This window comes from Micromonospora sp. NPDC048898 (assembly GCF_043198035.1).
Lineage (GTDB): Bacteria > Actinomycetota > Actinomycetes > Mycobacteriales > Micromonosporaceae > Micromonospora.
The window spans coordinates 1-25,370 of record NZ_JBICUF010000007.1; the positions used below are offsets into that span (position 1 = coordinate 1).

The window sequence follows — 25,370 nt, forward strand, 5'->3', positions numbered from 1 at the left end:
CGTCGTCGCCTTGGTAGGCCATCACCCCACCAACAAGCTGATAGGCCGCGAGCCCATCCCAAGCCGAAAAACTTTCCACCACCAGCCATGCGGCCAGCAGTCCTATTCGGTATTAGCCCCCGTTTCCGAGGGTTATCCCAAAGCTTGGGGCAGGTTGCTCACGTGTTACTCACCCGTTCGCCGCTCGAGTACCCCGAAGGGCCTTTCCGCTCGACTTGCATGTGTTAAGCACGCCGCCAGCGTTCGTCCTGAGCCAGGATCAAACTCTCCAACAAAAAATTAGTTGAACAGCATCCTGACAACAAACAAATGTTGCCAAAGGAATCCCAACCAGCCAGCAAAAACTGACCAGTCCGGGGTATAAATCATAATTGGCACTGGCTTTACAAGCACCCTGTTGAGTTCTCAAAGAACAACCACACACCGACCAGAAGCCCCACCTCAGTGGAACCCCAACCGGGGCTTTTCCGTTCTGCATCCCCGGCGCTTTCAGCGCCAGGCACTCTTACTACGTTACCCGCTCGTTTCCGCCGTGTCAAACCGGTGTTTCGCGGTTCGTCGTGCTTCATTCGGTAATGCGGGCACCATGTCTCGACCGGCTTGCGCCGCTCTCGTCACGGGTTCCGGCAGGCCGGCCGTCGCGATTTCCCGCGACCCGCCCGGTGCCCTGCCGGTTCGTAACCATACCCGGTCGGTTTCGCCGCACCAAATCCGCCTCGCGGCGTTTCTGGTGGCACCGCCCGGTCCGGGATCCGGTGGGCATGCCCGCCCGGCCCCGAGGCCGTTGGCCCGCGCTCCGGCCGTTTCAGGCTTTCGCCTGTTTCGTCCGTTCCGCGCTGGCAGAGAGAAAGTTACGCGTCCGGCGGGATGATCGTCAAATCCGCCGAACGCGTCCCCCGTCACATCGTCGACAGTCGACTATTCGCCCAGCTCAACGCCCGCGAACGAGCGCTTGCCGCGACGCAGCACCAGGTATCGCCCGTGCAGCAGGTCGGTCGCCGACACCACGGCGTCCACCTCGGTCACCCGGTTGTTGTTGACGTAGGCGCCGCCCTCGGCGATCACCCGGCGGGCCTCCTTGAGGCCATTGACGAGCCCGGAGTCCCGCAACAGCCCCGCCACATCCGGCAATTCGCCGGTGAGACGCACCAGGCCGGCCTCGGTCAACGCCGCGCGCAGCGTCTCCGGGGCAAGGTCGTCCAGCGACCCACGGCCGAAGAGTGCCTGACTGGCGGCGATCGCCTGTCGGGTCTCCTCGGCGCCGTGCACCAGGGTGGTCAGCTCCTCGGCGAGCGCCCGTTGCGCCAGGCGGGCAGCCGGCCGCTCGGCCGTCGCCTTCGCCAGCTCCTCCAACTCGTCGCGGGTACGGAAGCTGAAGTACCGCAGGTAGCGGTCGACCTCCTGGTCCTCGACGTTGAGCCAGAACTGGTAGAAGGCGTACGGGCTGGTCATCGTCGGGTCGAGCCAGACGGCGCCGCCCTCGCTCTTGCCGAACTTCGTGCCGTCGGACTTGGTGACCAGGGGCGTGGTGAACGCCTGCACCGGCCCCGCCCCTCGCCGACGGACGTAGTCGACGCCCGCGGTGATGTTGCCCCACTGGTCGGAGCCACCGAACTGGAGCTGGCAGCCGTGTCGGCGGTGCAGCTCGAAGAAGTCGTTGCCCTGGAGCAGCTGGTAGCTGAACTCGGTGAAGCTGATGCCCGTCTCCAGCCGGGCCCGCACCACCTCCCGCGCGAGCATCTTGTTGACCGGGAAGTGCTTGCCCACGTCACGGAGGAACTCGACGATCGACATCTCGCCGGTCCAGTCCAGGTTGTTGACCAGCCGCGCCGCGTTGTCCCCGGTGTACGACACGAAGGGCGCGAGCTGGTCGCGGATGCGCTCGACCCAGCCGGCGATCACCTCGGGCGGGTTGAGCGTGCGTTCGGCGCTCTCCTTCGGGTCACCGATCTGCCCGGTCGCCCCGCCCACCAGCAGCAACGGGCGGTGGCCGGCGAGCTGCAGCCGGCGGGCCGTGGTGACCTGCATGAGGTTGCCGACGTGCAGGCTCGGGGCGGTGGGATCGAAGCCGACGTAATAGGTGGCGGCGCTCCCACCGTCGAGCAGCTCGCGCAGCTCGTCGAGGCCTGTCGAGTCCTGGATGAGGCCACGCCAGAGCAGGTCGTCGGTCAGGGAGTCCCGCCCGGACGGCGGGGGGCTGCTGTCGGTCACGGTCACCGATTCTCCCCCATCGCCGGCACCGACCCGTACCGGGTTTGCCGTAACCCGCCCCGGTTAGGCTTGCGCCCGGTTGATCGAGGAGGATTTCGCCGTGGAGATGCCGGATCTGACGGGTGGTTTCGTCGCCCTGCTCGGCCTGAAGTTCGAAGAGGCATCCGCCGACCGGGTGGTCATCAGCTGGCAGGTCCGACCGGAGCTGCACCAGCCGTTCGGCATCCAGCACGGTGGGGTGTACTGCTCGGTCGTGGAGACCGCCGCCAGTGTCGGCGGCTCCCTCTGGCTGGGCGACCGGGGCACGGTGGTCGGCGTGTCGAACCAGACCGATTTCCTGCGGGCCGTGCGGGAGGGCGAGTTGACCGCAGTCGGCACCCCGGTGCACCGGGGCCGCAGCCAGCAGCTCTGGCAGGTGGAGATCACCGATGCCGACCAGCGGCTGGTCTCCCGCGGTCAGGTCCGACTGCAGAACCTCTCGCGCGACTGAGCGGCGGCACCCGGGCCGTTCAGCTACGGGCCTCGTCCAGCACCGGCTCCGCGGTCAGCTCGGCGTCCGCGTCGGTGTCATCGGGTACGCGACTGACGCGTACCTCGGTGATGGCACGGTGGTCGATGCCGGCGACCACCAGGACCCAGCCGTCCAGGGTGACGTCCTCCCCCGCGACGGTGGGGATGTGCCCGAGTCGGGCCAGCACCAACCCGGCGACGGTGGTGTAGTCGCCGTCCGGACGCGACGGCAGCTCGACGCCGATGTCCGGAAGGTCGTGCACCGGGAAGGTGCCGGGCAGCAGCAGCGCGCCGTCCGGGTCGCGGCGCACCGAGCGCACGTCCCGGTCGGTCTCGTCGTAGATCTCACCGACGATCTCCTCCAGGATGTCCTCCAGCGTCACGATGCCGTCGACGGCGCCGCGCTCGTCCACGACGAGCGCGATGTGTTGGCGTTCGGCCTTGAACTGGCGCAGCGCGTCCACCACGGGCAGCGAGTCGGGCAGCAGCATCGGGGGGCGGGCGATCTCGTCGACCGGGCGGTCGTCGGGCACCCCCACCAGGTCGCGCAGGTGGATCACCCCGGCCGTGTCGTCCAGGCCGCCGTGGCGCACCACCGGCGCGCGGGAGTGCCCGGTGGCGGCCAGCACGAGCCGCGCGGCCTCCGCGGTGGTCCCGCTGTCGAGCGTGAAGACCTGCAACCGGGGTACGAGGACAGCCCGCAACCGTCGGTCGGCGATCTCCACCGCGCCGGCGATGATGGTGCGCTGCTCCTTGGTGAAGCCGTGGTTGCCGGCGACGATGTCGCGCAGCTCGTCCGGGCCGATCTCCTCCGGCTGGTGTTTCGGGTTGAGCCCGGCCAGTCGGACCACCACGTCGCTGGTGGCGCCGAGCGCCCAGACGGCCGGGCGGGTGAACGTGGCGAGCAGGTCGAGTGGGCGGGCCACCAGCAGCGCCCACCGCTCGGCGGACTGCATGGCGATCCGCTTGGGGGCCAGCTCGCCGAAGACCAGGGTGACGAAGGTCAGCGCGAGGGTGACCACCACGATGGCGACCGTCTCGGCGGCGCTCCCGAACACGCCGAGCAGCGGCACGAGGGGCTTGGCCAGCGAGACCGCCGCGGCGGCGGAGGCCAGGAAGCCGGCGAGGGTGATGCCGATCTGGATGGTGGCCAGGAAGCGGTTCGGGTCCTTGGCGAGGCGGGCCAGCACCCGGCCGGCCCTGCTGGTGCGCTCCAACCGCTGGATCTGGCTGTCCCGCAGCGACACCAACGCCATCTCGCTGCCGGCGAAGAGCGCGTTGATCACGACCAGGATCCCGACCAGGGCCAGTTGGCTCCCGTAGCTCTGCACGCCCGGTTCGCTCCCTCATGATGGTGGCACCGGCCAGTACACGCGGCGCCCGCCGGTCGGCGAGCCCGCCCGGCGTAGGCGTGTGATTGCCCCGTCCGGTGCCCGCCGAATCCTGCCCGGGTGAGGCTACGCCGTCTCGGGCGTCAGTGACGCTGCGCCGGATCGGGCGTCAGTGACGCTGCGCCGGATCGGGCGTCAGTGACGCTGCGCCGGATCGGGCGTCAGTGACGCTGTGCCGGATCGGGCGTCAGTGACGCTGCGCCGGATCGGGCGTCGGCAGGTCGAGGACGTACGAGTCGCCCTCCGGGCGGAAGCCGAGCCGGTGGTAGTACGGGGCGACCATCCGGGGTGGGCTGACCACCTGGCGGAAGCCCCGTTCGGTGAACAGGTGACTGCGCCGGTAGACGAACTCGCCCGGGGTGAAGTCACGGAACCTGGGGGTCACGTAGTCCAGGTCGATCTGGGCGACGCCGCGCGCCTCGGCGTGCGACAGCACCACGCCCACCACCTCGTCGGCCCGGACCACGAGGAAGGCGGAGCGGCCGGACGCGTCCGGGTCCCACCGGAAGCCGGGGTTGAACCGGGCGATGTCGGCGGCGTGCACCCGCAGCGTGTGCGCGAGGAACTGGTCGCCGACGCCGACCTCCACCACCTGGTAGGTCTGCTCGTCGTGCCGAGTGGCGAGCATCCCCCGCAGATACCAGACGTTGATCGCGGCGAGCACGACGTTGAGCCCGACCATGGGCCAGACCTCGATGGCGGCGTTGTAGCCGATCAGCACGACGCTGCCGACGAGGTTGAGCGCGCGCAGCCGCAGGACGCGTGACTGCAGCAGCGACCAGACCAGCACCGCGGAGCCGGCCCAGCCGACGAGATCCAACCAGTTCACCCCGCGAGACTAGTGCCCGCCCAGGTCAGGGGCATCGGCGGGCAGCTCCAGCAGCCACTCCTCGACGTCCTCGCCGCGACCGTTGGCGTACCCCGAGTCCTCACCGACCACCGCGAACCCGCACTTGCGCAGCACCGCGAGGGACGCGGCGTTGTCCTTGGCGGCGCGGGCGTGCACCGGCCGGGGCACCTCGCGCAGCAGGGCGGCCAGGGCGGCGGTGGCGTGCCCCCGGCCCCAGCGTTGCGGGTCGATCCAGTAGCTGACCTCGGTCTGGCCCTCGACGGGGAAGGCGCTCACGTAACCGACCACCTCGCCGTCGACCTCGACGGTGCGGACCCGGTTGGCCGGGTTGGTGAGCACCCGGGCCCAGTGCTGGGCGAACTCCCGACGGTCGGACGGGTCCTTGGGGCCGAAGGCGGCCATCCGGTTGGCCTCCGGATCCTGCTGGAACAGGAAGAACTCGACGAGGTCGTCCTCCAGGACCGGGCGCAACCGCAGATCAGAGGTCATCGGCCGAGGGTACGCAGCGGGTGTGACAGCACCGAGCTGGGCTGGCCGACCGGGCGGCGCGGTTGCCCACGGCCGCCATCGCGACGCGGCCACCGGCAGTGCAGCGCTTGCTCCTCACGCGGCGTCATGTCACATAGTTGGTGGCGTGGAGCAGCACCTGGCCGTGGGGCGTGTGGCGGAGTTGGCCGGCGTCAGTGTCCGCACACTGCATCACTACGACGAGATCGGCCTCCTGGAGCCGTCCACGCGGACCGCGGCCGGGCACCGGGCCTACTCCGCGGACGACGTGCAGCGACTCCGGGAGGTGCTCGCCTACCGGCGGCTCGGCTTTGGACTGCGGGAGATCGCGGATCTGGTTGACGATCCGGCCGCCGACGCAGTCGCGCACCTGTGTCGGCTGCGCGGCCTGCTGATGGACCAGCGCGACCGCGCTGCTGCCATGGTGACGGCCATAGACAGGGAACTGGAGGCACGAGCGATGGGGATCAGGACGACGCCAGAGGAGCAGCTGGAGATGTTCGGCCCGCAGTTGTACGACGCCATCGGATCCGCCTACCCAGCGACGCGGCGCACCGAGCCACGGATCGCCGCGCGCATCTGGGATGCGCTGGGGGACGCACGAACGGTACTGAACGTCGGGGCCGGAACCGGCTCCTACGAACCCCCCGACCGTGACGTCACAGCGGTGGAACCGTCGGCGGTCATGCGGGCGCAGCGTCCCCCGGGCGCGGCGCGGTGCGTGGCCGCCCGTGCGGAGAGTCTGCCGTTCGAGGACCAGTCCTTCGACGCCGCGATGGCGGTCAGCACCGTCCATCACTGGCCGGACCCGGTCGCCGGACTGCGTGAGATGAAGCGTGTGGCCCGTCGCGTGGTGGTGTTCACGTACGACGCCGACGACACCGGTTGGCGTCAGCGGTTTTGGCTCACCCGCGACTATCTGCCCGAGTTCGCAGACCTCCTCGTCGGCTGGCCGTCCCTGGCGGACCTGACCCGTGCGATCGGAGGACGCGCGGAGCCGGTGCTCGTTCCGTGGGACTGCGATGACGGCTTCTTCGAGGCACACTGGCGCCGGCCTGAGGCGTACCTGGACGAACACGTACGCCGCGCGGTCTCGGTATGGACCAGAGTCGGACCGCAGGCTGAGCAACGGGCAGTCAGCACACTTCGCGAGGACCTCTCCTCAGGCCGGTGGGCCGAGCGCAACCGCGATCTCGTCGCCCTCGACACGGCAGAGCTCGGCCTCCGCCTGCTCGTTGCCTGATCCGCTGTGCGCGAGAACCCCGCTGAGGGCAACGGGTCGCTTCGGCGCTGGCACGTCACCCGATTCCGTACGCGACAGTTACCCGTTTCAGCGAACCGCCCATCCAGCGCCTGCCAACCAGCGCGTGATCGCATCTGATCGAACAGGCGGCGGTTGCAGCAAGATGACTCTGAGGCAAGAGAGCGACCCGGGGAGTGCCGATGAATCGACAGGTCGTGGTGGGTGTGGACGGTTCGCCGTCCAGCCTCGTCGCCGCGGAGCACGCGGCCCGCGCCGCACTGCTGCGGTCCCGGCCGCTCCTGCTGCTGCACGGCTACCTGCACCCACTCGGCTACGGTGTGCCGCTCAATCCGTACGACATCGGGGTGCCGGTGCCCTCCGAGGAGGCGCAGCGGATGTTGGAGACCACGGCGGCCGACCTGACCGACCGGTGGCCCGGCCTGGTCGTCGACGTACGCCAGGTCGCCGGCGGCCCCGGGATCACGCTTGTCGAGGAGTCCCGTCAGGCCGAGCTGGTCGTGGTGGGCAGTCGAGGGCTGGGCGGGGTCGCCGGGTTGCTGCTCGGCTCGGTCGGCACGCAGGTCGCCGCGCACGCGCACTGCCCGGTGCTGGTGGTCCGCCCGGACGAGCAGCCGATCCCGGTGGACGCTCCGGTGCTGGTCGGCGTCGACGGCTCCGAGTCGGCCCGGCTGGCCACGGAATACGGCGCCGACGAGGCGGCGCGGCGGGGCGTACCGCTGGTGCTGGTGCACGTCGATCCGCCGGCGGCGGACCGGGCGGCGCTGGAGGAGATCGACAAGTCGCAGGCCGCGTACCGGGCCGAGGCGGTACGGCTGCTGGCCGACGCGTCCGCCAGCGTGCGCGCCGAGCACCCCGACCTGGTGGTGCGGGAGCATCCGGTCCGGGCGGCCGGCCCGGCCCAGGGGCTCATCGAGGCCAGTGGCACGGGGTCACTGCTGGTCGTGGGCACCCGGGGCCGGGCCGGATTCGCGGGCCTGCTGCTCGGCTCGGTCAGCCAGGCGGCGATCCAGCACGCGCACTGCCCGGTGCTGGTCGCCCACCCGCTCAGCTGATCGACGGGCCGTCGGATCGGTCGAGCAGGTGCAGGAAGTCGGTGGTGAGGGCGAACGGGTCGGCCGGGCCGCTCGCCGGCGGCCGGCGTTCCACCTGGTCGGCCAGCTCACCGGCCGCGCGTCGGATCCGGCCGCGCAACGCGCCGTCGGCCGTGCCGTCCGACCAGTCCTCCGGTGCGGCGAAGACGGCGGTCGGGACCACCACCGCCCGGAGGTACGCGAACATCGGGCGGACGGCGTGCTCCAGTGCCAGCGAGTGGCGCGCGGTGCCGCCGGTGGCCCCGATCAGCACCGGCCGGTCGACGAGCGACGCGGAATCCAACACGTCGAAGAACGACTTGAACAGCCCGTTGTACGAGGCACTGAAGATCGGGGTGACGGCGATGAGCCCGTCCGCTCCGGTCACCGTGTCGACGACCTCGCGCAGCGCCGCCGGCGGGAACCCGGTGAGCAGGTTGTTCACCACGTCGTGGGCATACTCCCGCAGGTCGACGACGTGCAGCTCCACCTCGGAGCCGCGCCGGACCAACTCGTCGCGGGTGGCCGCGGCGAGCTGGTCGGCGAGCAACCGGGTCGACGAGGGCTGACTCAGCCCCGCCGAGACCACGGCCAGGGTGCGGCGGGTCATCGGGTCGCCCCCTCCGGAGCCTTGCCCGTCACGTCGTCGACGGCGTGCACGGTGCTGTCCTTGCCGCCGCCCGCGGCGGCGACCAGGGACGAGTGGGTCGGCGCGTCCGGCACGTGTGCGGGTCGCAGCGACTCGAACTCCTTGCGCAGCACCGGCACGACCTCCTCGCCGAGCAGGTCGAGCTGCTCCAGCACGGTCTTCAGCGGCAGACCCGCGTGGTCCATCAGGAACAGCTGCCGCTGGTAGTCGCCGACGTACTCGCGGAAGCCCAGCGTGCGGTCGATGACCTGCTGCGGGCTGCCCACGGTCAGCGGCGTCTCCCGGGTGAAATCCTCCAGCGACGGCCCGTGCCCGTAGACCGGGGCGTTGTCGAAGTACGGCCGGAACTCCCGGACCGCGTCCTGCGAGTTGCGCCGCATGAACACCTGCCCGCCGAGGCCGACGATGGCCTGGTCGGCGGTGCCGTGGCCGTAGTGCGCGTACCGCTGGCGGTAGAGCCCGACCATCCGCTGGGTGTGCTCCTTGGGCCAGAAGATGTGGTTGGCGAAGAAGCCGTCGCCGTAGTAGGCGGCCTGCTCGGCGATCTCCGGGCTGCGGATCGAGCCGTGCCAGACGAACGGCGGCACGCCGTCGAGCGGGCGCGGCGTCGAGGTGAACGACTGCAACGGGGTGCGGTGCTTGCCCTTCCAGTCGACCACGTCCTCACGCCACAGCCGGTGCAGCAGGTCGTAGTTCTCGATCGCGAGGGGGATGCCGGCGCGGATGTCCTTGCCGAACCACGGGTAGACCGGGCCGGTGTTGCCGCGGCCCATCATCAGGTCCACCCGGCCGTCGGACAGGTGCTGGAGCATCGCGTAGTCCTCGGCGATCTTCACCGGGTCGTTCGTGGTGATCAGCGTGGTCGCGGTGGACAGCAGCAGCCGCTCGGTGCGGGCCGCGATGTGGCCGAGCATGGTGGTCGGTGACGACGGCACGAACGGCGGGTTGTGGTGCTCACCGGTGGCGAAGACGTCCAGGCCGACCTCCTCGGCCTTCAACGCGATCGCGACCATCGCCTTGATCCGCTCATGCTCGGTCGGCTCCCGACCGGTGGTCGGATCGACGGTGACGTCGCCGACGGTGAAGATCCCGAACTGCATGACCAGCTCCTCGCGTGTCAACCGGGTGCCGCCGTGGTACCCGGACGCAGCTCTCAACTTATTTGACGACGCAACTATTCCGTCGGCGGCACGGCTCGGGGTGGCACGGGTCACGCCCGATAACGGACATGGGTGCCGTTGACGGACCTTACCGCCGGCTCAGCCGCCGGCCACCGAGGGGAGCACCTGCACCTCGGCGCCCTCGTCGACAGGTGTGGCCAGCCCGCCCGAATGGCGGCAGTCCGCACCATCGACGTAGACGTTGACGTAGCGGCGCAACTCGCCGCGCTCGTCGCGGATGCGCCGGGCCAGCCGCGGATGCGCGACGGCCACCTCGTCGAGGACTGCCCGCAGCGTCCCGGCGGCGGTGACGCTGAGCCGACTGGCACCGCCGGCCTCCCCGCGCAGCGGGCCGGGCAACAGCACCGTGACCACGCTCAGACCGCCGCGGCCCGAACGCAGAGCACGTCCGGCAGGTGTGCCGCCACCAGGGACCAGGAGTCGCCCTCGTCGCGGCTGGCGAAGACCGAGCCGGAGCGGGTGCCGAAGTAAACCCCACCGGGGGTGGAGTCGTCGGCGCACATCGCGTCGCGCAACACCGCCGGATAGAACGGCCCCTCGGGCAGCCCCACCGACAGCGGCTCCCACTTGCCACCGGCGTCGACGGAGCGGAACACCCGGCACCGGTGGTCGGTCGGGAACCGCTCGCCGTCGGCCACCAGCGGGAAGGTCCACACCGTGCCGCCCCGCCCCGGGTGGGTCACCATCGGGAAGCCGAAGTCGCTGGGCAGCCCGTCGGCGATCGAGGACCAGGTGCGGCCGTCGTCGTCGGAACGGTAGACGCCGTGGTGGTTCTGCGCGTACAGCCGCTCGGGGTTGGCGCCGTCCCGGGCGACCTTGTGCACACACTGGCCGAACTCCGGCCACTCGTCGGGCATGTGGATGGCGCGGATGCCGGTGTTGCCCGGCGCCCAGCTCGCGCCGGCGTCCTCCGAGCGGTAGACGCCGCCGGTGGACATGGCGACGAGCAGCCGGGCCGGGTCACGCGGGTGCGGCAGCACGGTGTGCACGGCCTGGCCGCCGAAGCCGGCCTCCCACTGCGGGCGGTGCGGGTGGTCCCAGAGGGAGCGGACCAGCGCGAAGCTGCGGCCACCGTCAGTGGACCTGAACAGCGCGGACGGCTCGGTGCCGGCCCAGACGACGTCCGGCTGGTCGGGGCCGGCCGGCCTCAACTGCCAGACCCGCTCAAGGGCGACCTCGGTGTCGGCCGGAAACGCGACAGGCGCCTGGTCCGGCTCGTCCCAGGAGGCGCCGAGGTCGTCGCTCGTGGCGACGCTGGGCCCGAAGTGTGAGCTGGTCATCGCGGCGAGCAACCGGGGGGCGGCAGGACGGGTGTCGACCGCGACCGCGTAGACACCGGTCATCGGGAAGTGCGGGCCGGTGATCTCCCAACTTCGCCGGTCGTCGGTGCTGGTGGCGAGAAACAACCCCTTGGCCGTGCCGATCGCGAGCAGTGTCGCCATGCCGTCCTCCGAACCGTCGGTGAGCAGGTCAGGGTGATTATGGCCACACCCCCCGACACGTTCCCGGGACACCCGCCCGCCAGGTCAGCGCCGGGTGCGGGGCACGTGCCGGCGGTAGGCGCTGACCGTGGGGTCGCCGTCGATCCAGAACCTCCAGGGCAGGTCGTGCGCGCCGGTCACGCCGACCCGGGGACCCGCCACCACCGTCTCGGGCGGCACCGGCCGGGCCGGGGGGCGCAGGCGGACCGGGCCGTCACCCAGCAGGTACGCCCCGTACGCCTCGCGGTCGATGCCGAGCGCGGAGCAGAGCCGGGCGGGTCCGCGGGCCAGGTCCACGTCTCGCCGGATGGCCGGCCGGCGCTCCCGTGCCGTGACCAGCCCGTCGACAACCTCCCCGGCGCGCAGCAGCACGGCGGAGGCCTCGCCCTCGACCCCGGTGACCACGTTGACGCACCAGTGCATCCCGTAGGTGAAGTAGACGTAGGCGTGCCCGGCGGGGCCGAACATCACGGCGTTGCGTGGGGTAGGACCCCGATGGGCGTGCGAGGCGGGATCGCCGCCGCTGCCGGCGTACGCCTCGACCTCGGTGATCCGCACGGTGACCCCGCCGGCGTGCAGCCGGCAGCCCAGCAGCCCACGCGCCGCTGGCAGCAGTGGACCGGCGAGCAGGTCCGCCAGCGTCGCCAGGTCGGCGTCGGCGGAGCGGTCGTCCGACACGAGATCCATGCCCCCGACGGTACCCAGCATTCCGCCTGATCATCCCGCCGCCGGGTCCGGCCGGGCACCCGGAAGCCCTCCGGTGTTCATTCGTTCGTCATCCACCCGCGGAAACCCGCCCCGCGACCGGCGGGTGTAACGAGTGTCGTCGCAGGGCGCGACGGCGCATCCGGAGAGGAACCACCATGAACGTACGCAGAATCCGTCGCCCTCTCATCGCCATCGTCCTGGCCGCGGCGGGCGCCACGCTTGCTCTCGCCCCGTCGGCCGGTGCCAACGCCCCGCTGAGGGCGGGTGCCGCGGTCGACGGCGCCCTGCTGACCGCGGTCGCGCTCAGCGGCACCGGCAAGATCGACGCCAGCGGCGCGGCGGTCTTCGTCCCGATCACCCTGACCTGCTCGCAGCGCACCTCGGTCGACCTGACCGTCAAGGTCGCCCAGGCGATCGGGGACACGATGCGGACCGGCACGACCATTCGGAAGGTGGTCTGCGACGCGACCACGCAGAAGGTTCGGATCGCCGTGACCGCGACGGAGCGCCCGTTCGCCCCCGGCGTGGCGTTCGGCGTGGTGACCGGCAGCTCCTGCGACGCATTGTGCAACTCCCTCACCGACGAGCACCGCTTCGAGTTGTCGCTCTGAGCCGTGGCGGGGCGGCGCGGCACGACCGCACCGCCCCGCTTTCAATATCTTGTTGACAAGCGTTCGTTGATAGACTGGGATCGGGGCATGACGACGGACGACCTGTTCACGGCGCCGGACCCGTCCCGCGCCCGCGCCCACCGCACCCACGAGGCCCTGCAACGCATCAGCGAGCGCCACGCCGGCACCGGCACCCAGCGCGGGCGCTGGGCCCACCCGTACGTGCTCGACCCGTGGGAGGCGGTCGCCCTGGTCACCGCGCTGGCCGCCGGCGGAGCCGAGCGGGAGCCGGCCGAGGAGCCGATCGACGCCGCCGACCTCACCGCCGCGCTGACCCTGCTGCCGCACGTCCGCGCCGAGCTGGACGCCCTAGAGGCCGGACTGTTGACGCTGGCCCGCGACCGGGGGCTGACCTGGCAGGCGATCGCGTACGGACTGGGCCTGGGCAGCGCGCAGGCGGCCCGGCAGCGCTACGAGCGGGTCGCCGCCCGCTCGGCCGAGCAGAGTGCCTGACGGCCGCGCCCGACCGCGTCAAGATCGCGCTGGTCCGTGCAAGGTCGCGCTCGAACACGGAAGTAGTGGCCTCTGCCGCGGTTGAGGCCACTAGATCCTGGATCGAGCACGATCTTGCGGGGCGGGGCGGGGCGGGGCGGCGCGGCGCGGCGCGGCGCGGGGGCGGGGCCAGATCGGGGCGGGCGGGGCCAGATCGGGGCGGGCGGGGCCAGATCGGGGCGGGCGGGGCCAGATCGGGGCGGGCCGGGAAGGGTCGGGGCTGGACCGGCGCGGGCGAGGGCGGGGCCAGAGCGAGGCGGGCCGGGCGGGATCGGCACGGCGCGCGTGCGACGGCGATTTGGCGGGCACACTGTGCGCACGACGAGGAGGCACCCATGGAGCGCGCGGAGATGCTGGCGTACTGCCTGGCCAAGCCGGGGGCATGGCTGGACCGGCCGTGGGAGGGCGACGAGGTGGTGAAGGTCGGCAGCCGGATCTTCGCGTTCCTCGGCGACGGTGGGGGCGACCCGACCGTCGGCATCAAGTGCGGGCCGACCCGGGAGGTGGCCGACGAGTGGCTGCACCGGCACCCCGACGACGCCCGGGTGATGGCCTACATCGGTAGGTCCGGGTGGAACACGCTGCGCCTGGGCGGCGGGATCGACGACGAGGAGTTGACCGAGGCGGTCGACGCGTCGTACGACATGGTGGTGGCCAAGCTCCCGAAGCGGGAGCGCCCGACGGCCTGAACCGGCCGTGGCGCCGGCGGCACGCACCGACGCCACGACACGCCCTCTAACGCGGGACGACCCGCTCGGCGGACCACTCCCGCCAGGTGGCCAGCCGGTCCGCGGCGGTGGCGAGCTGGTCGGCCACCGGGCCCGGGCCGGTGGAGCCGGGGGTGGTCCGGGCCGCCAGGGCCGAACGGACCGAGAGCACGTCGCGCACCGACGGGTCGAGGTGCTCGCTGATCGCGGTCAGGTCGTCGTCGGAGACGTCCTCCAGCTCGCATTCCCGGGCCGCGCAGAGCGCCACCAGCCGGCCGGTGATCTCGTGCGCGTCCCGGAAGGGCACGTTGCGCCGGACCAGCCAGTCGGCGACCTCGGTGGCCAGGGAGAAGCCGACCGGCGCGGCGGCGACGAGGCGGTCCACCCGCACCGTCATCGTGGAGATCATCCCCGCCAGGGCCGGGAGCAGCAGCTCCAGCGTGTCGACGGCGTCGAACGCCGGCTCCTTGTCCTCCTGCATGTCCCGGTCGTAGGTCATCGGCAGGCCCTTGAGCATGGTGAGCACCGTCACCAGGCCACCGACCAGCCGGCCGGACTTGCCGCGGGCAAGCTCGGCGATGTCCGCGTTCTTCTTCTGCGGCATGATCGACGACCCGGTGGCGAACGAGTCGTCCAGCTCCACCCAGCCGAACTCGTGCGAGGTCCAGAGCACGACCTCCTCACCGAGCCGGGACAGGTGCACCCCGATCAGGGCGGTGGTGAACAGGAACTCGGCGACGAAGTCCCGGTCGGCGACGGCGTCCATCGAGTTGGCGAACGACGTCCGGAAGCCCAGCTCCTTGGCCACCGCCACCGGATCCAGCGGAAGCCCCGAACCAGCGAGGGCACCCGCGCCGAGCGGGCTGATCGCCGCCCGGTGGTCCCAGTCGCGCAACCGCTCCAGGTCCCGCAGCAGCGGCTGCACGTGGGCGAGCAGCCAGTGCCCGAACGTGACCGGCTGGGCGTGCTGAAGGTGCGTCATGCCGGGTGCGGCCGTGTCGATGTGCCGCTCGGCCTGCTCGACCAGCGCCTCGGCCAGCTCGACGAGCCGGCTCGCCACGCCCCGGGCGTGGTCGCGCAGGTAGAGCCGCAGGTCGGTGGCGACCTGGTCGTTGCGGGACCGGCCGGCGCGCAGCTTGCCACCGAGGCTGCCGAGGCGCTCCAGCAGCCCGCGCTCCAGCGCGGTGTGCACGTCCTCGTCGTCGATGGTGGGGCGGAACGCCCCCGAGGCGCACGCCGCCTCCAGGTCGTCCAGGGCCGCCAGGATCCGACCCAACTCCTCGGGGTCGAGCAGTCCGGCGCCGGCCAGGACCCGGGCGTGCGCCCGGGAACCGGCAATGTCGTACGGGGCCAGGCGCCAGTCGAACTGCACGCTCACCGACAGTCGGGCGAGCGCCTCGGCGGGGCCGCCCGCGAACCGGCCACCCCACAGGCTCGTCCGGTTGGTGGCTGCGCTGTTCTCGGTCAGGCTCTTGTCGTCCACGTCGCCCATCATTGCTCTGCTCGTCTCTCCCTCGCGACTGCGGGGCTCACTCACTGCGTTCGCGCTCGCACGTGTCACCGTCCGGCACCGCCCAGCCGGGCGTCCCGCGCGGCGGCCATCCGGCTCGGCAGACCCCACAGCCGCACGAAACCCTTCGCCAGAGACTGGTCGAAGGTGTCGCCGGTGTCGTAGGTGGCCATCCCGAAGTCGTAGAGGCTCGCCTCGGAGCGCCGGCCGGTCACCGTGGCCCGGCCGCCGTGCAGGATCATCCGCACCTCGCCGCTCACGTGCCGCTGTGCGTCGTCGATGAACGCGTCCAGCGAGTCCTTCAACGGCGAGAACCACAGGCCGTCGTAGACCAGCTCACCCCAGCGCTGGTCCACACCCTTCTTGAACCGGGCCAGGTCCCGCTCCACGGTCACCGCCTCCAACTCCTGGTGGGCGGTGATCAGCGCGATCGCGCCGGGCGCCTCGTACACCTCGCGGCTCTTGATGCCGACCAGGCGGTCCTCGACCATGTCGAGCCGGCCCACGCCCTGGGCGCCGGCGCGTCGGTTCAGCTCCAGGATCGCCTGGTACGGGGTGACCGTCTCACCGTCGATCGCCACCGGCACGCCGCCGTCGAAGGTGAGCACGACCTCGTCGGCGTCGCGCTCCTGCGCCGGGTCGGCAGTGTACGAGTACAGGCCCTCGACCGGGGCGTTCCAGATGTCCTCCAGGAAGCCGGTCTCCACCGCGCGACCCCACAGGTTCTGGTCGATCGAGTAGGGCGACTTCGCCGACACGTCGATCGGCAGCCCCTTCTCCTCGGCGAAGGCGATCGCCTTGTCCCGCGTCCAGGCGAAGTCCCGGGCCGGCGCGATGATCTTCAGGTCGGGAGCGAGCGCGTTCAGCCCCACCTCGAACCGCACCTGGTCGTTGCCCTTGCCGGTGCAGCCGTGCGACACGATCGTGCCGCCGTGCGTACGCGCCGCCGCCACCAGGTGCTTGACGATCAGCGGCCGGGACAGCGCCGACACCAGCGGGTAACGGTCCATGTAGAGGGCGTTGGCCCGGATGGCCGGCAGGCAGTAGTCGGCGGCGAACTCGTCGCGCGCGTCGACGACCTCGGCCTCGGCGGCGCCGCAGTCCAGGGCACGCTGGCGGATCGCGTCCAGGTCCTCGCCGCCCTGCCCGACGTCGACCGCGACCGCGATCACCTCGGCGCCGGTCTGTTCGGCCAGGTACGGAATGGCGACGGAGGTGTCCAACCCTCCGGAGTACGCGAGCACGACCCGCTCGGTCATGGCGTGGTGGTCCCTTCAGCGTGGTCGTCCCGGCCGGCCCAACCGGCGAGCTTGTCACCGAGCGCGGCCCCGCCGACGGCCTCGCGGGCCACCACGAGAATGGTGTCGTCACCGGCGATGGTGCCGACGATCTCCGGCAGGCCCGCTCGGTCCAACGCACTGGCCAGGTACTGGGCCGCGCCCGGCGGAGTACGCAGCACGGCGATGTTGCCGCTGGAGTCGACCCCGTTGAGCAGTTCGCGCAGCAACCGCACCAGCCGAGCCGGCGCGGCCTCGGCGTCGCGCAACGGTCGCTGGCCGTCCTCCGGGATCAGGTAGACGGCAGGCCCGTCACCGCCGCGCACCTTGACCGCGCCCAACTCTTCCAGGTCCCGCGAGAGGGTGGCCTGGGTGACGACGACGCCGTCGGCGGCGAGCAGGTCGGCCAGCTCGGTCTGCGACCGGATCGCCTTCTCCCGGATCAGCTCCACGATCCGGGCGTGCCGGGCCGCCCGGGTCAGCGGCCCGGTCATCGGGACTCCCCGGTCGCGGGGACCTTGGCCGCGGCGGCGGCGGTCGCGCTGCCCCCGGTCGCAGCGGCCACGGTCGAGGCGGCGGCAGTCGCGCTGCCCCCGGTCGCAGCGGCTTGGGTCGCGGTGTCGAGCAGGAAGGTCAGCAACGCCTTCTGCGCGTGCAGCCGGTTCTCCGCCTGGTCGAAGACCGCGCTCTGTGGCCCGTCCAGCACCTCGTCGGTGATCTCCTCACCGCGGTGGGCCGGCAGGCAGTGCAGCACGATCGCGTCCGGCGCGGCCTGGCCGAGCAGTTCCTTGTTGACCTGGTACGGCAGGAACGGGGTGATCCGGTCCAGCCCGTCGGACTCCTGACCCATCGACGTCCAGGTGTCGGTGGCCAGCACGTCGGCGTCGCGTACCGCCTGGGCCGGGTCGGTCAGCACCCGCACCGACCCGCCGGTGTCGGCGGCGATCCGGGCCGCCCGGTCCAGCACGGCCTCGTCCGGCGCGAACCCGGCCGGCCCCGCGATCCGCACGTGCATGCCGGCCATCGCCCCGGCCAGCAGGTACGACTGCGCCATGTTGTTCGCGCCGTCGCCCACGTAGGTCAGGGTGCGCCCGGCCGTGCCGCCGCACCGTTCCCGGATGGTGAGCAGGTCGGCCAGCAGTTGGCACGGGTGGAAACCGTCGGTGAGCGCGTTGATCACGGGCACGGTGGCGCCGCTCGCCACCTCGGCGATCCGGTCGTCGCCGTGGGTCCGCAACACGATGGCCGCGACGTAGCGGGACAGCACCCGCCCCGCGTCGGCGAGCGACTCGCCCCGGCCGAAGTGGGTGACCTGCGTGTCCACCACGAGGGGGTGCCCGCCCAGCTCGGCGATGCCGGCGTCGAACGAGATCCTGGTCCGCAGGCTCTGCTTGTCGAAGAGCACCGCCACCGAACGGGGGCCGGCCAGCGGCTGGTGCCCGAACCGGTCCGCCTTCATCCGCGCCGCCAGGTCGAGGACCGTGGACTGCTCGGCCGGCGAGAGGTCGTCGTCGCGCAGGAAGTGCCGAGTCATGCGCTCGTTCCCGTCGTGGTGGTGGTCGTCGGCGTCGGCGTCGGCGTCGACGCCGAGATCTTGGAAGGTTTCGGCCCCTGGAGGGGCGCTTTGCCTCCAAGATCTGCGTCGGTTCCGGCGGCCGCCGGGGCGGTCGCCGCCAGGGCGGCGGGTAGGGCCGCGAGGAAGGTGTCCGCCTGCGCGGCGGTGAGGATCAGCGGTGGGACCAGCCGCAGCACACCCGGCTGCACCGCGTTGACCAGGAAGCCGGCCTCGCGCAACGCCGCGGCGAGCACCGGCGCCACCGGCGCGGTGAGCGTCACGCCGAGCAGCAGCCCGGCGCCGCGTACCCCGCCGATCAGTGGATGACCCAGCGCCTCGATGCCACGACGCAGCCGCTCGCCGACCCGCTTGACGTTGTCCAGCAGGCCCTCGTTGGCGATGGTCGCCACCACCGCGAGCGCCGCCGCGCAGCTCACCGGGTTGCCGCCGAATGTGGTGCCGTGCGAGCCGGGGGTGAGCAGGTCCGCAGCCCGGCCGAAGGCCAGCGTGGCCCCGATGGGCAGCCCGCCGCCGAGACCCTTGGCCAGGGTGACCACGTCCGGCTCCACACCCTCGGCCTGGTGCGCGAACCAGTGGCCGGTGCGGCCGATGCCGGTCTGCACCTCGTCGAGGACCAGCAGCGCGCCGTGCCGGGCGGTGATCCGCCGGGCCGCGGCCAGGTAGCCGGCCGGCGGGACGACCACGCCGTTCTCGCCCTGGATGGGCTCCAGGATCACCATGGCGGTGGCGTCCGTGACTGCCGCTTCGAGGGCCGGGACGTCGCCGTAGTCGACGTGGGTCACCTCGCCGGGCAGCGGCCGGAACGGGTCGGCCTTCGCCGGCTGACCGGTCAGGGCGAGGGCACCCATGGTGCGGCCGTGGAACCCGCCCCGGGTGGACACCACATGGGTACGGCCGGTGCGCCGGGACAACTTGAACGCCGCCTCGTTGGCCTCGGCGCCCGAGTTGGCGAAGAAGACCCGGCCGGGCCGGCCGGCGAGCGCCAACAACAGCTCGGCCAGGGCGACGGGCGGCTCGGCGACATAGAGGTTGGAGACGTGCCCGAGGGTCGCGACCTGCTTGGACACCGCCGCCACCACGGCCGGGTGGGCGTGCCCGAGGGCGTTCACCGCGATGCCACCGACCAGGTCGAGGTATTCCCGGCCGGCGTCGTCCACCACGACGGCACCGGCGCCGGAGACCAACGCCAGCGGCGGCGTGCCGTAGTTGTCCATCATGGACTTCGTCCAGCGCTGCGCCAACGTGCTCACGATGCGACCATCCCGTCTCCCGGCACCACCATCGTTCCGAACCCTTCCGACGTGAACACCTCGAGCAACGTGGAGTGCGCCACCCGACCGTCGACCACGTGCGCGGCCGGCACTCCCCCACGGACCGCCCGCAGGCAGGCCTCCATCTTCGGCACCATCCCCGACTCCAGGCTGGGCAGCAGCTTGGCCAGGTCGTCCGCGACGATCTCGGAGACCAGGCTGGTGGTGTCCGGCCAGTCGGCGTACAGGCCGGCCACGTCGGTGAGCACGACCAGCTTGCGGGCCCGCAACGCGATGGCCAGCGCCGCGGCGGCGGTGTCCGCGTTGAGGTTGTGCAGCACCCCGTCCGCGTCCGGTGCCACCGTGGAGATCACCGGAATCCGACCGGCCTCGATCAGGTCGGTCACCGCGGACACGTCGACCGACTCGACGTCACCGACCTGGCCGACGTCGACCGGCAACCCGTCCACGTACGCCGGGCGGCGCACCGCGGTGAAGAGCCGGGCGTCCTCACCGGAGAGGCCGACCGCGTACGGGCCGTGCGAGTTGATCAGCCCGACCAACTCGCGACCCACCTGCCCGACGAGCACCATCCGGACCACGTCCATCGCCTCGGCGGTGGTGACCCGCAGCCCACCCCGGAACTCGCTGGCGATGCCGAGCCGACCCAGCATGGCGGAGATCTGCGGCCCGCCGCCGTGCACCACCACGGGCTTGAGACCGGCGTAGCGCAGGAAGACCATGTCGGCGGCGAACGCCCGCTGCAACGCGGGGTCGGTCATCGCGTTGCCGCCGTACTTCACCACCACCGTCGAGCCGGAGAAGCGCGTCAGCCAGGGCAGCGCCTCGATCAGCGTCTCCGCCTTGACCTGGGCGCGGGTGAGGTCGCTGCTGAGAGTCATGAGGAGTACGCCGAGTTCTCGTGCACGTACGCGTGGGACAGGTCGTTGGTCCAGATCGTCGCGGCGGACGAGCCGGCGTGCAGGTCGATCCGGATGGTCACGTTGCGCCCGGTCAGGTCGACCTTCGAGCGGTCCTCGGCGCCGGCACCGCCCCGGCACACCCACACCCCGTTGACCGCCACGTCCACCTGGTCCGGATCGAAGGCGGCGGCGGTGGTGCCGACCGCGGCGAGGATCCGACCCCAGTTGGGGTCGTTGCCGAACAACGCCGTCTTGACCAGGTTGTTGCGCGCCACAGTGCGGCCCACCTCGACCGCGTCGTCCTCGTCGGCGGCGCCGACCACGTCGATGGCGACCTCCTTGGTGGCGCCCTCGGCGTCGGCCACCAACTGCTGGGCCAGGTCGTGACAGGCCTCGGTCACGGCGGCGGTCAACTCGGCAGGCGTCGGCTCGATACCGCTCGCACCGCTGGCCAGCAGCAACACGGTGTCGTTGGTGGACATGCAGCCGTCGGAGTCGACCCGGTCGAAGGTGACCCGGGTCGCCGCGCGCAGCGCCTCGTCCAGCGTCGCCGGCCCGGCCACCGCGTCGGTGGTCAACACGCACAGCATGGTGGCCATCCCCGGCGCGAGCATCCCGGAGCCCTTGGCCATGCCGCCGACCGTCCAGCTGCCGCCCCGGGCCACCGTGGTCTTGGGCCGGGTGTCCGTGGTCATGATCGCCTCGGCGGCGGCCAGGCCGCCGTCCCGGGAGAGCCCGCGGATCGCCGAGCGGACGCCGGACAGCAGCTTCGGCATCGGCAGCCGCTCACCGATCAGCCCGGTGGAGCAGACCGCCACCTCACCGGCACCGAGGATCAGCCGGGGGCTGACCGAGGTCAGCGCGGCGGCGGTGTGCTCGGCGGTGGCGTGCGTGTCCTGGAAGCCGGCCGGGCCGTTGCAGGCGTTGGCACCACCGGAGTTGAGCACCACCGCGCGGATTACACCGCCCCGCACGACCTGCTGGCTCCAGAGCACCGGTGCGGCCTTGACCCGGTTGGTGGTGAACACACCTGCCACACCCGCGTCCGGGCCGTCGTTGACCACCACGGCGACGTCCGCGCCACCACTGGCCTTCAGGCCGGCGGCCACCCCGGCCGCCCGGAACCCCCGTGGGGTGGTGACACTCACGGGCTGACCCCCCAGATCGACAGGCCCGTCGTCTCCGGCAGGCCGAGCATCAGATTGGCGTTCTGTACGGCCTGACCGGCCGCGCCCTTGCCCAGGTTGTCCAGGGCGCTGAGCACGATCAGGCGACCCGAGTCGACGTCGACGGTGGCCTGTAGGTGACACGAGTTGGAGCCCAGCGTGGCGGCGGTGTGCGGCCAACGGCCCTCCGGCAGCACGTGCACGAACGGCGCGTCGGCGTACGCCCGCGCCAGCACCTCCTGCGGGTCGACGCCGCGCGCCGGCACCGCCGTGACCGTGGCCAGGATGCCGCGCGGCATCGGCGCCAGGACCGGGGTGAACGACAGGCCGGTCGCGCCGGTGGCCTGCTTGATCTCCGGTACGTGCTGGTGGGTGCCCACCCGGTACGGCGACAGGTCGCCCATCACCTCGCTGGCCAGCAGGTGAGCCTTGGCCGACCGCCCCGCGCCGGAGGTGCCGGAGGCGGCGACCACCACCACGTCGGCCGGGCTGGCCGCGCCGTCGGCGATCAGCGGCGCGAGCGCCAGGGTGATCGCGGCGGCGTAGCAGCCGGTGTTCGCCACCCGGGTGGAACCGGCGATCAGCTCCCGCTGGCCGGGCAACTCGGGCAGGCCGTAGGTCCACTGCCCGGCGTGCGTGCCGCCGTAGTACTGCGCCCAGGCGTACGGGTCGGCGAGCCGGTGGTCCGCGCCCAGGTCGACGACGCGTACGTCGGCCGGCAGGTGGGCCGCGAGGGCGGCCGACTCACCGTGCGGCAGGGCCAGGAAGACCAGGTCCGCGTCGGCCAGGGTCGTTGAATTGGTCTCGCCGAGCACCAGGTCGAGCCCGCTGAGCTGCGGATGCACCACGTCGACACGGTGCCCTGCCTGGCTGTGCGCGGTGGCGGCGACCAGATCGAACTCCGGGTGCCCGGCGATCAGGCGCAGCAGCTCACCCCCTGCGTACCCGCTCGCACCGGCAACCGCGACTCGGATCCCCATACTCACCTCCGCATGACTATGCAGCGAAGATTAACAAGGACGACTCACGAGTGCAAGTTCATGCAGAGCAGTGCATGCTAATGAACAGAGCACCTGCGCGGTGATGTATCCCCAACCCGCAAGCGGGAAGCCTCATGCTTCGGTCTCCTCAGGCTGCGGCGCGCTGGCCTCAGTCGTCCGGGAGGAGGGGGCTCGTCGGGTGGGCCAGCCAAGGAACCGATCGAACATGTCACCGGCGCACCCGGCGGTCGTGGGGTTGAGTTTGTGCAGGTCGTCGATGGCGTCATGGAGCATACGGGCCAGGTAGAGGCACAGGCTGACCTGATCGCCGTCGTACTCGCTGACGAGAGCGAGCTTCGCCCGGCCACAGGGCCAGGGTTGGCCGCAGGCACGGCAGAGCCAGATCGGCGCAGCGGGGTGTGCTCTCTGCCCCCGGAGTCGAGGCGTTGGCCTGGGGTAAGGCGCGCGGGCTCCTCCTGAGTCCGGGCGGCAGAGGACGCTCCGGTGGCATCAAGCCGGTCTCGCTCCTGGGCGCTCACGTCTTCCCCCCTCGGTAGGTCGGGCTTGGAATGGCAGCGGAACGGCCGGCGCAGGGGCTTCTGCTCTCACCCGTTCCAGCCATGCGTCTACACAAGCCCCGGCGGTCGCTGGCACCCAGCGCGGCAACGGCGCAGAACTGACGCATCCCCATTGCGTCGCACGGGGTGAGCTGGGTGAATGGACCGTGACGGATGGCGGCGAAGGGAGGCGGCACGTGGCGGACAGGCGTCGGCACCGGCTTGCCCAGCGCCGCAAGACGATCGGCCTGAGCCAGGAACGCCTCGCCGAAGCCCTCGGCGTCGACCGCTCCACCATCGTGCGGTGGGCACGGGCGGAGACTGACCCGCAGCCCTGGCACCGCCCGCGTCTCGCTGGGGCCCTCAAGTTGTCGATCGAGGAACTGGCCGACCTCCTGGCCAACGTCGGCCAGGCACCGGCACCGCCCGACGAGCGTCTCGGCTACGTGCTGCGCAACCCCGGCCGCGTCGACCTGATCGCTGTGGCGCACCTGAGGGAGCGCGTGCGGCGCCTCGACGAGCGCTACGACCAGACGCCCTCGACGCTCCTGCTCGCCGAGGCCGGGCAACTACACGGTCAGGCGATCTTCCTTCGCCAGCACGCCAGCAACGGGCCGGTGCAGCGCGAGTTGGCGGCAGCAGTCGCCGAGTCCGCGACGCTGATGGGCCAACTCGCGCTGGGACGCCTCGCAGCGGCGCGACCATGTCGCCAGCGGCGCCTACTTCGACCAGGCGATCAGCGCGGCCCAGGAAACGCGAGACCCGGTCACCGAGGCCAACGCGTTGCTCCGCAAGAGCTACCTCGCCCTCTACGGCACCAAGCAACCCAACGCCGGTCTCGTCCTGACGATCCGCGCCGCCGCCGTCAGTCACGACGACAGTCACGTCATCACCGGCCTCGCCCAACTGCACCGGGCTGAGGCACACGCGATGCTCGGTCAGGCCGGGGGCTGCTCCGACGCCCTCGGTGCCGCTGAAGCTCACTTCGCCGCCGTCGACGCCCGAGACCCAGCCACCGACATCTTCTGCCCCAGCCACTACACGAGGCTCGCGGGATCCTGCTGGCTCTCCCTCAACAAGCCAGACCAAGCCGTGCCAGCGTTGGAGAACGCCCGACAACTGATCGCCGCACGCCGCAAATCCACAGCCGTCATCCTCGGCAACCTGGCCCTCGCCAGCATCCTCCGACGCGACGTCGACGCCGCAACGTCCTACCTGCACCAGGCCATCGACGTCATCGAGCGGACCCGTGCCGGTGGCGGGCTCAACCTCGCCTTCGCCGCCGCCCGGCAGCTACGCCCCTGGCGCAACGAGCCCCCGGTCCAGGACGTGAACGACCGACTCCTCACCCTCATGAGCCCGTAGGAGCACCAACGTGACCGACATCGACCGCGCCAAACACGCTGTTCGGCAACGCGTGTGGGACCTCCTCGAACGTCAAGGCGCCGCCCCGCCCGGCGTGCACGGTCACATCCCCGACTTCGTCGGCAAGGAGGAGGCCGCAGCCCACCTCGCGGAACTGGACATCTGGAAGAACGCCCGAGTGATCAAGTGCAACCCGGACCGGGCACAACTTCCCGTCCGGGTACGAGCCCTGCGGGAAGGCAAGCTGCTCTACATGGCGGTCCCGAGACTCGCCACCCCCAAGCCCTTCTATCTGCTCGACCCTGCCAACCTCACCGCACCAATCGAGACCGCAGTTACCAGTAGCGGTGCACCGCAGGTCGCTCCCACAGTGGGACCCGACGAGATGCATCCGGTGGACCTCATCGTCTGTGGCAGCGTCGCCGTCAGTCGCCAGAGCGGCGTGCGGATCGGCAAGGGTGCGGGCTACTCGGACCTGGAGATCGCCCTCCTCACCGAGGCCGGCCTCGTCACCACCGAGACCGCCATCGCCACCACGATCCACCAGACCCAACTCCTCGATGACGAGTTGCCCGACGCGGAGCACGACTTCAGCGTCGACTTCGCGATCACGCCGAACGAGGTAGTGGCCTGCAGACCCGATCGGGGACGGCCGTCCGGCATCATCAGGCCAAACCTCCGTCAAGATCAGCTCGACAGCATTCCGGTACTGCGCGCCTAGCGACTTTCGCCACAGGACTTCAGAAGGCCGAGGGCTGTCTCGCTAACGGCACCTCTCTTGTCAACCCGTCGGCAGCAGAGAAGTCTCCGTGTCTTTGATCATGGTGCGGTAGACGACGTCGGAAAGGCGCCGCTTCAGGCAGCACACGGCTTCCTTGTGGGATTTGCCTGCGGCTCGTTTGCGCTGGTAGTAGTCGCGGCCGGGGTCGCTCGTTTGATCTGGGCCATGGCCATGACGTGTAGCGCGTCGGCCACTCCAGAGCCCCGAACTCCACCACTCGGGATCCACCTGCACGGCCACGATCACCTCCAATCCGACGACGATCACCTGCTGGCACAGCGCATCCGCGCCGT

At 71.4% G+C, this 25,370-nt stretch carries 26 protein-coding genes, 1 rRNA gene and 2 pseudogenes; 9 read left to right on the top strand and 20 right to left on the bottom strand.

Annotated features, from left to right (window positions below):
* Nucleotides 1-275 (bottom strand): 16S ribosomal RNA (locus ACGFIQ_RS19675); the annotation flags it as partial.
* A gap of 643 nt (nucleotides 276-918) precedes the next feature.
* On the bottom strand, nucleotides 919-2,211 hold the full coding sequence (gene tyrS, locus ACGFIQ_RS19680) for a tyrosine--tRNA ligase (RefSeq protein WP_393245995.1): 1,293 nt from the start codon (nucleotides 2,209-2,211) through the stop codon (nucleotides 919-921).
* A 106-nt stretch (nucleotides 2,212-2,317) separates the two neighbouring features.
* Here tyrS and ACGFIQ_RS19685 point away from each other — a divergent pair, with 106 nt between their 5' ends.
* Entirely contained in the window at nucleotides 2,318-2,701 is a 384-nt protein-coding gene (locus ACGFIQ_RS19685) for a PaaI family thioesterase (RefSeq protein WP_393245997.1), read from the top strand.
* Between the two features lie 19 nt (nucleotides 2,702-2,720).
* On the opposite strand, the gene ACGFIQ_RS19690 is transcribed toward ACGFIQ_RS19685, so the two are convergent.
* From ACGFIQ_RS19690 to ACGFIQ_RS19700, 3 genes are all read right to left on the bottom strand, one after another.
* Entirely contained in the window at nucleotides 2,721-4,052 is a 1,332-nt protein-coding gene (locus tag ACGFIQ_RS19690) for a hemolysin family protein (protein WP_393245477.1), read from the bottom strand.
* 247 nt (nucleotides 4,053-4,299) lie between these two features.
* On the bottom strand, nucleotides 4,300-4,941 hold the full coding sequence (locus ACGFIQ_RS19695) for a hypothetical protein (RefSeq protein WP_393245479.1): 642 nt from the start codon (nucleotides 4,939-4,941) through the stop codon (nucleotides 4,300-4,302).
* Between the two features lie 9 nt (nucleotides 4,942-4,950).
* Complete coding sequence (locus ACGFIQ_RS19700) at nucleotides 4,951-5,451, bottom strand: GNAT family N-acetyltransferase (protein ID WP_393245481.1); 501 nt, start codon at nucleotides 5,449-5,451, stop codon at nucleotides 4,951-4,953.
* A gap of 145 nt (nucleotides 5,452-5,596) precedes the next feature.
* Here ACGFIQ_RS19700 and ACGFIQ_RS19705 point away from each other — a divergent pair, with 145 nt between their 5' ends.
* Together ACGFIQ_RS19705 and ACGFIQ_RS19710 are read left to right on the top strand one after the other, a co-directional pair.
* Nucleotides 5,597-6,712 carry a MerR family transcriptional regulator gene (locus ACGFIQ_RS19705; protein ID WP_393245483.1) on the top strand — a complete coding sequence of 372 codons (1,116 nt, stop codon included), beginning with the start codon at nucleotides 5,597-5,599 and terminating at the stop codon, nucleotides 6,710-6,712.
* A 194-nt stretch (nucleotides 6,713-6,906) separates the two neighbouring features.
* The gene (locus ACGFIQ_RS19710) at nucleotides 6,907-7,785 is read left to right on the top strand and encodes a universal stress protein (protein ID WP_393245485.1); all 879 of its coding nucleotides are present in this window, start codon (nucleotides 6,907-6,909) and stop codon (nucleotides 7,783-7,785) included.
* Here ACGFIQ_RS19710 and ACGFIQ_RS19715 read toward each other — a convergent pair.
* The 5 genes from ACGFIQ_RS19715 to ACGFIQ_RS19735 all read right to left on the bottom strand — a co-directional run bounded on the left by ACGFIQ_RS19715 (nucleotide 7,778) and on the right by ACGFIQ_RS19735 (nucleotide 11,801).
* Nucleotides 7,778-8,413 (bottom strand): FMN reductase, encoded by a 636-nt coding sequence (locus ACGFIQ_RS19715; RefSeq protein WP_393245487.1) that lies wholly within the window; start codon nucleotides 8,411-8,413, stop codon nucleotides 7,778-7,780. The two genes, ACGFIQ_RS19710 and ACGFIQ_RS19715, sit on opposite strands and share 8 nt — an antisense overlap.
* Nucleotides 8,410-9,552 (bottom strand): LLM class flavin-dependent oxidoreductase, encoded by a 1,143-nt coding sequence (locus ACGFIQ_RS19720; protein ID WP_393245489.1) that lies wholly within the window; start codon nucleotides 9,550-9,552, stop codon nucleotides 8,410-8,412. The genes ACGFIQ_RS19715 and ACGFIQ_RS19720 overlap by 4 nt, the downstream gene beginning before the upstream one ends.
* A gap of 159 nt (nucleotides 9,553-9,711) precedes the next feature.
* Nucleotides 9,712-9,987, bottom strand: a complete 276-nt coding sequence (locus ACGFIQ_RS19725) for a ubiquitin-like small modifier protein 1 (RefSeq protein WP_393245491.1) — start codon at nucleotides 9,985-9,987, stop codon at nucleotides 9,712-9,714.
* A gap of 2 nt (nucleotides 9,988-9,989) precedes the next feature.
* A complete protein-coding gene (locus tag ACGFIQ_RS19730) occupies nucleotides 9,990-11,075 on the bottom strand; it encodes an exo-alpha-sialidase (RefSeq protein ID WP_393245493.1) in 1,086 nt (361 codons plus the stop codon).
* A gap of 84 nt (nucleotides 11,076-11,159) precedes the next feature.
* Entirely contained in the window at nucleotides 11,160-11,801 is a 642-nt protein-coding gene (locus ACGFIQ_RS19735) for a DNA-3-methyladenine glycosylase (RefSeq protein WP_393245495.1), read from the bottom strand.
* A gap of 176 nt (nucleotides 11,802-11,977) precedes the next feature.
* Here ACGFIQ_RS19735 and ACGFIQ_RS19740 point away from each other — a divergent pair, with 176 nt between their 5' ends.
* From ACGFIQ_RS19740 to ACGFIQ_RS19750, 3 genes are all read left to right on the top strand, one after another.
* The gene (locus ACGFIQ_RS19740) at nucleotides 11,978-12,433 is read left to right on the top strand and encodes a hypothetical protein (protein WP_393245497.1); all 456 of its coding nucleotides are present in this window, start codon (nucleotides 11,978-11,980) and stop codon (nucleotides 12,431-12,433) included.
* A gap of 87 nt (nucleotides 12,434-12,520) precedes the next feature.
* Nucleotides 12,521-12,946 carry a DNA-binding protein gene (locus ACGFIQ_RS19745; protein ID WP_393245499.1) on the top strand — a complete coding sequence of 142 codons (426 nt, stop codon included), beginning with the start codon at nucleotides 12,521-12,523 and terminating at the stop codon, nucleotides 12,944-12,946.
* Nucleotides 12,947-13,320: 374 nt separating this feature from the next.
* Nucleotides 13,321-13,674, top strand: coding sequence for an MmcQ/YjbR family DNA-binding protein (locus tag ACGFIQ_RS19750; RefSeq protein ID WP_393245501.1), 354 nt, complete (start codon nucleotides 13,321-13,323; stop codon nucleotides 13,672-13,674).
* Between the two features lie 46 nt (nucleotides 13,675-13,720).
* Here the strand turns inward: ACGFIQ_RS19750 and argH are convergent, their stop codons facing one another.
* The 9 genes and pseudogenes from argH to ACGFIQ_RS19795 form a co-directional block, all read right to left on the bottom strand.
* A complete protein-coding gene (gene argH / locus ACGFIQ_RS19755) occupies nucleotides 13,721-15,184 on the bottom strand; it encodes an argininosuccinate lyase (protein ID WP_393245503.1) in 1,464 nt (487 codons plus the stop codon).
* 65 nt (nucleotides 15,185-15,249) lie between these two features.
* Nucleotides 15,250-16,461, bottom strand: a complete 1,212-nt coding sequence (locus ACGFIQ_RS19760; protein ID WP_393245505.1) for an argininosuccinate synthase — start codon at nucleotides 16,459-16,461, stop codon at nucleotides 15,250-15,252.
* Complete coding sequence (locus tag ACGFIQ_RS19765; RefSeq protein ID WP_357069404.1) at nucleotides 16,458-16,973, bottom strand: arginine repressor; 516 nt, start codon at nucleotides 16,971-16,973, stop codon at nucleotides 16,458-16,460. Before ACGFIQ_RS19765 ends, ACGFIQ_RS19760 begins: the two co-directional genes overlap by 4 nt.
* Nucleotides 16,974-17,092: 119 nt before the next feature.
* Nucleotides 17,093-18,013 (bottom strand): annotated as a pseudogene (gene argF / locus ACGFIQ_RS19770) (ornithine carbamoyltransferase); the annotation flags it as partial.
* Nucleotides 18,010-19,305 carry an acetylornithine transaminase gene (locus ACGFIQ_RS19775; protein ID WP_393245508.1) on the bottom strand — a complete coding sequence of 432 codons (1,296 nt, stop codon included), beginning with the start codon at nucleotides 19,303-19,305 and terminating at the stop codon, nucleotides 18,010-18,012. The pseudogene argF and the gene ACGFIQ_RS19775, both read right to left, overlap by 4 nt.
* Nucleotides 19,302-20,207 carry an acetylglutamate kinase gene (argB, locus tag ACGFIQ_RS19780; protein ID WP_393245510.1) on the bottom strand — a complete coding sequence of 302 codons (906 nt, stop codon included), beginning with the start codon at nucleotides 20,205-20,207 and terminating at the stop codon, nucleotides 19,302-19,304. Before argB ends, ACGFIQ_RS19775 begins: the two co-directional genes overlap by 4 nt.
* Nucleotides 20,204-21,376 carry a bifunctional glutamate N-acetyltransferase/amino-acid acetyltransferase ArgJ gene (argJ, locus tag ACGFIQ_RS19785; protein ID WP_393245512.1) on the bottom strand — a complete coding sequence of 391 codons (1,173 nt, stop codon included), beginning with the start codon at nucleotides 21,374-21,376 and terminating at the stop codon, nucleotides 20,204-20,206. Before argJ ends, argB begins: the two co-directional genes overlap by 4 nt.
* Nucleotides 21,373-22,374 (bottom strand): N-acetyl-gamma-glutamyl-phosphate reductase, encoded by a 1,002-nt coding sequence (gene argC / locus ACGFIQ_RS19790; RefSeq protein ID WP_393245514.1) that lies wholly within the window; start codon nucleotides 22,372-22,374, stop codon nucleotides 21,373-21,375. The genes argJ and argC overlap by 4 nt, the downstream gene beginning before the upstream one ends.
* Nucleotides 22,375-22,506: 132 nt before the next feature.
* Nucleotides 22,507-22,779: a hypothetical protein gene (locus ACGFIQ_RS19795; protein WP_393245999.1), complete on the bottom strand. Its 273-nt coding sequence runs from the start codon at nucleotides 22,777-22,779 to the stop codon at nucleotides 22,507-22,509.
* 349 nt (nucleotides 22,780-23,128) lie between these two features.
* Here ACGFIQ_RS19795 and ACGFIQ_RS19800 point away from each other — a divergent pair.
* The 3 genes and pseudogenes from ACGFIQ_RS19800 to ACGFIQ_RS19810 form a co-directional block, all read left to right on the top strand.
* Nucleotides 23,129-23,266 (top strand): annotated as a pseudogene (locus tag ACGFIQ_RS19800) (helix-turn-helix domain-containing protein); the annotation flags it as partial.
* A gap of 448 nt (nucleotides 23,267-23,714) precedes the next feature.
* A complete protein-coding gene (locus ACGFIQ_RS19805) occupies nucleotides 23,715-24,296 on the top strand; it encodes a hypothetical protein (protein ID WP_393246040.1) in 582 nt (193 codons plus the stop codon).
* Between the two features lie 10 nt (nucleotides 24,297-24,306).
* A complete protein-coding gene (locus ACGFIQ_RS19810; protein ID WP_393245516.1) occupies nucleotides 24,307-25,017 on the top strand; it encodes a 5-formyltetrahydrofolate cyclo-ligase in 711 nt (236 codons plus the stop codon).
* A 60-nt stretch (nucleotides 25,018-25,077) separates the two neighbouring features.
* Here the strand turns inward: ACGFIQ_RS19810 and ACGFIQ_RS19815 are convergent, their stop codons facing one another.
* Entirely contained in the window at nucleotides 25,078-25,344 is a 267-nt protein-coding gene (locus tag ACGFIQ_RS19815) for a hypothetical protein (RefSeq protein ID WP_393245518.1), read from the bottom strand.
* Between the last annotated feature and the right edge of the window lie 26 nt (nucleotides 25,345-25,370).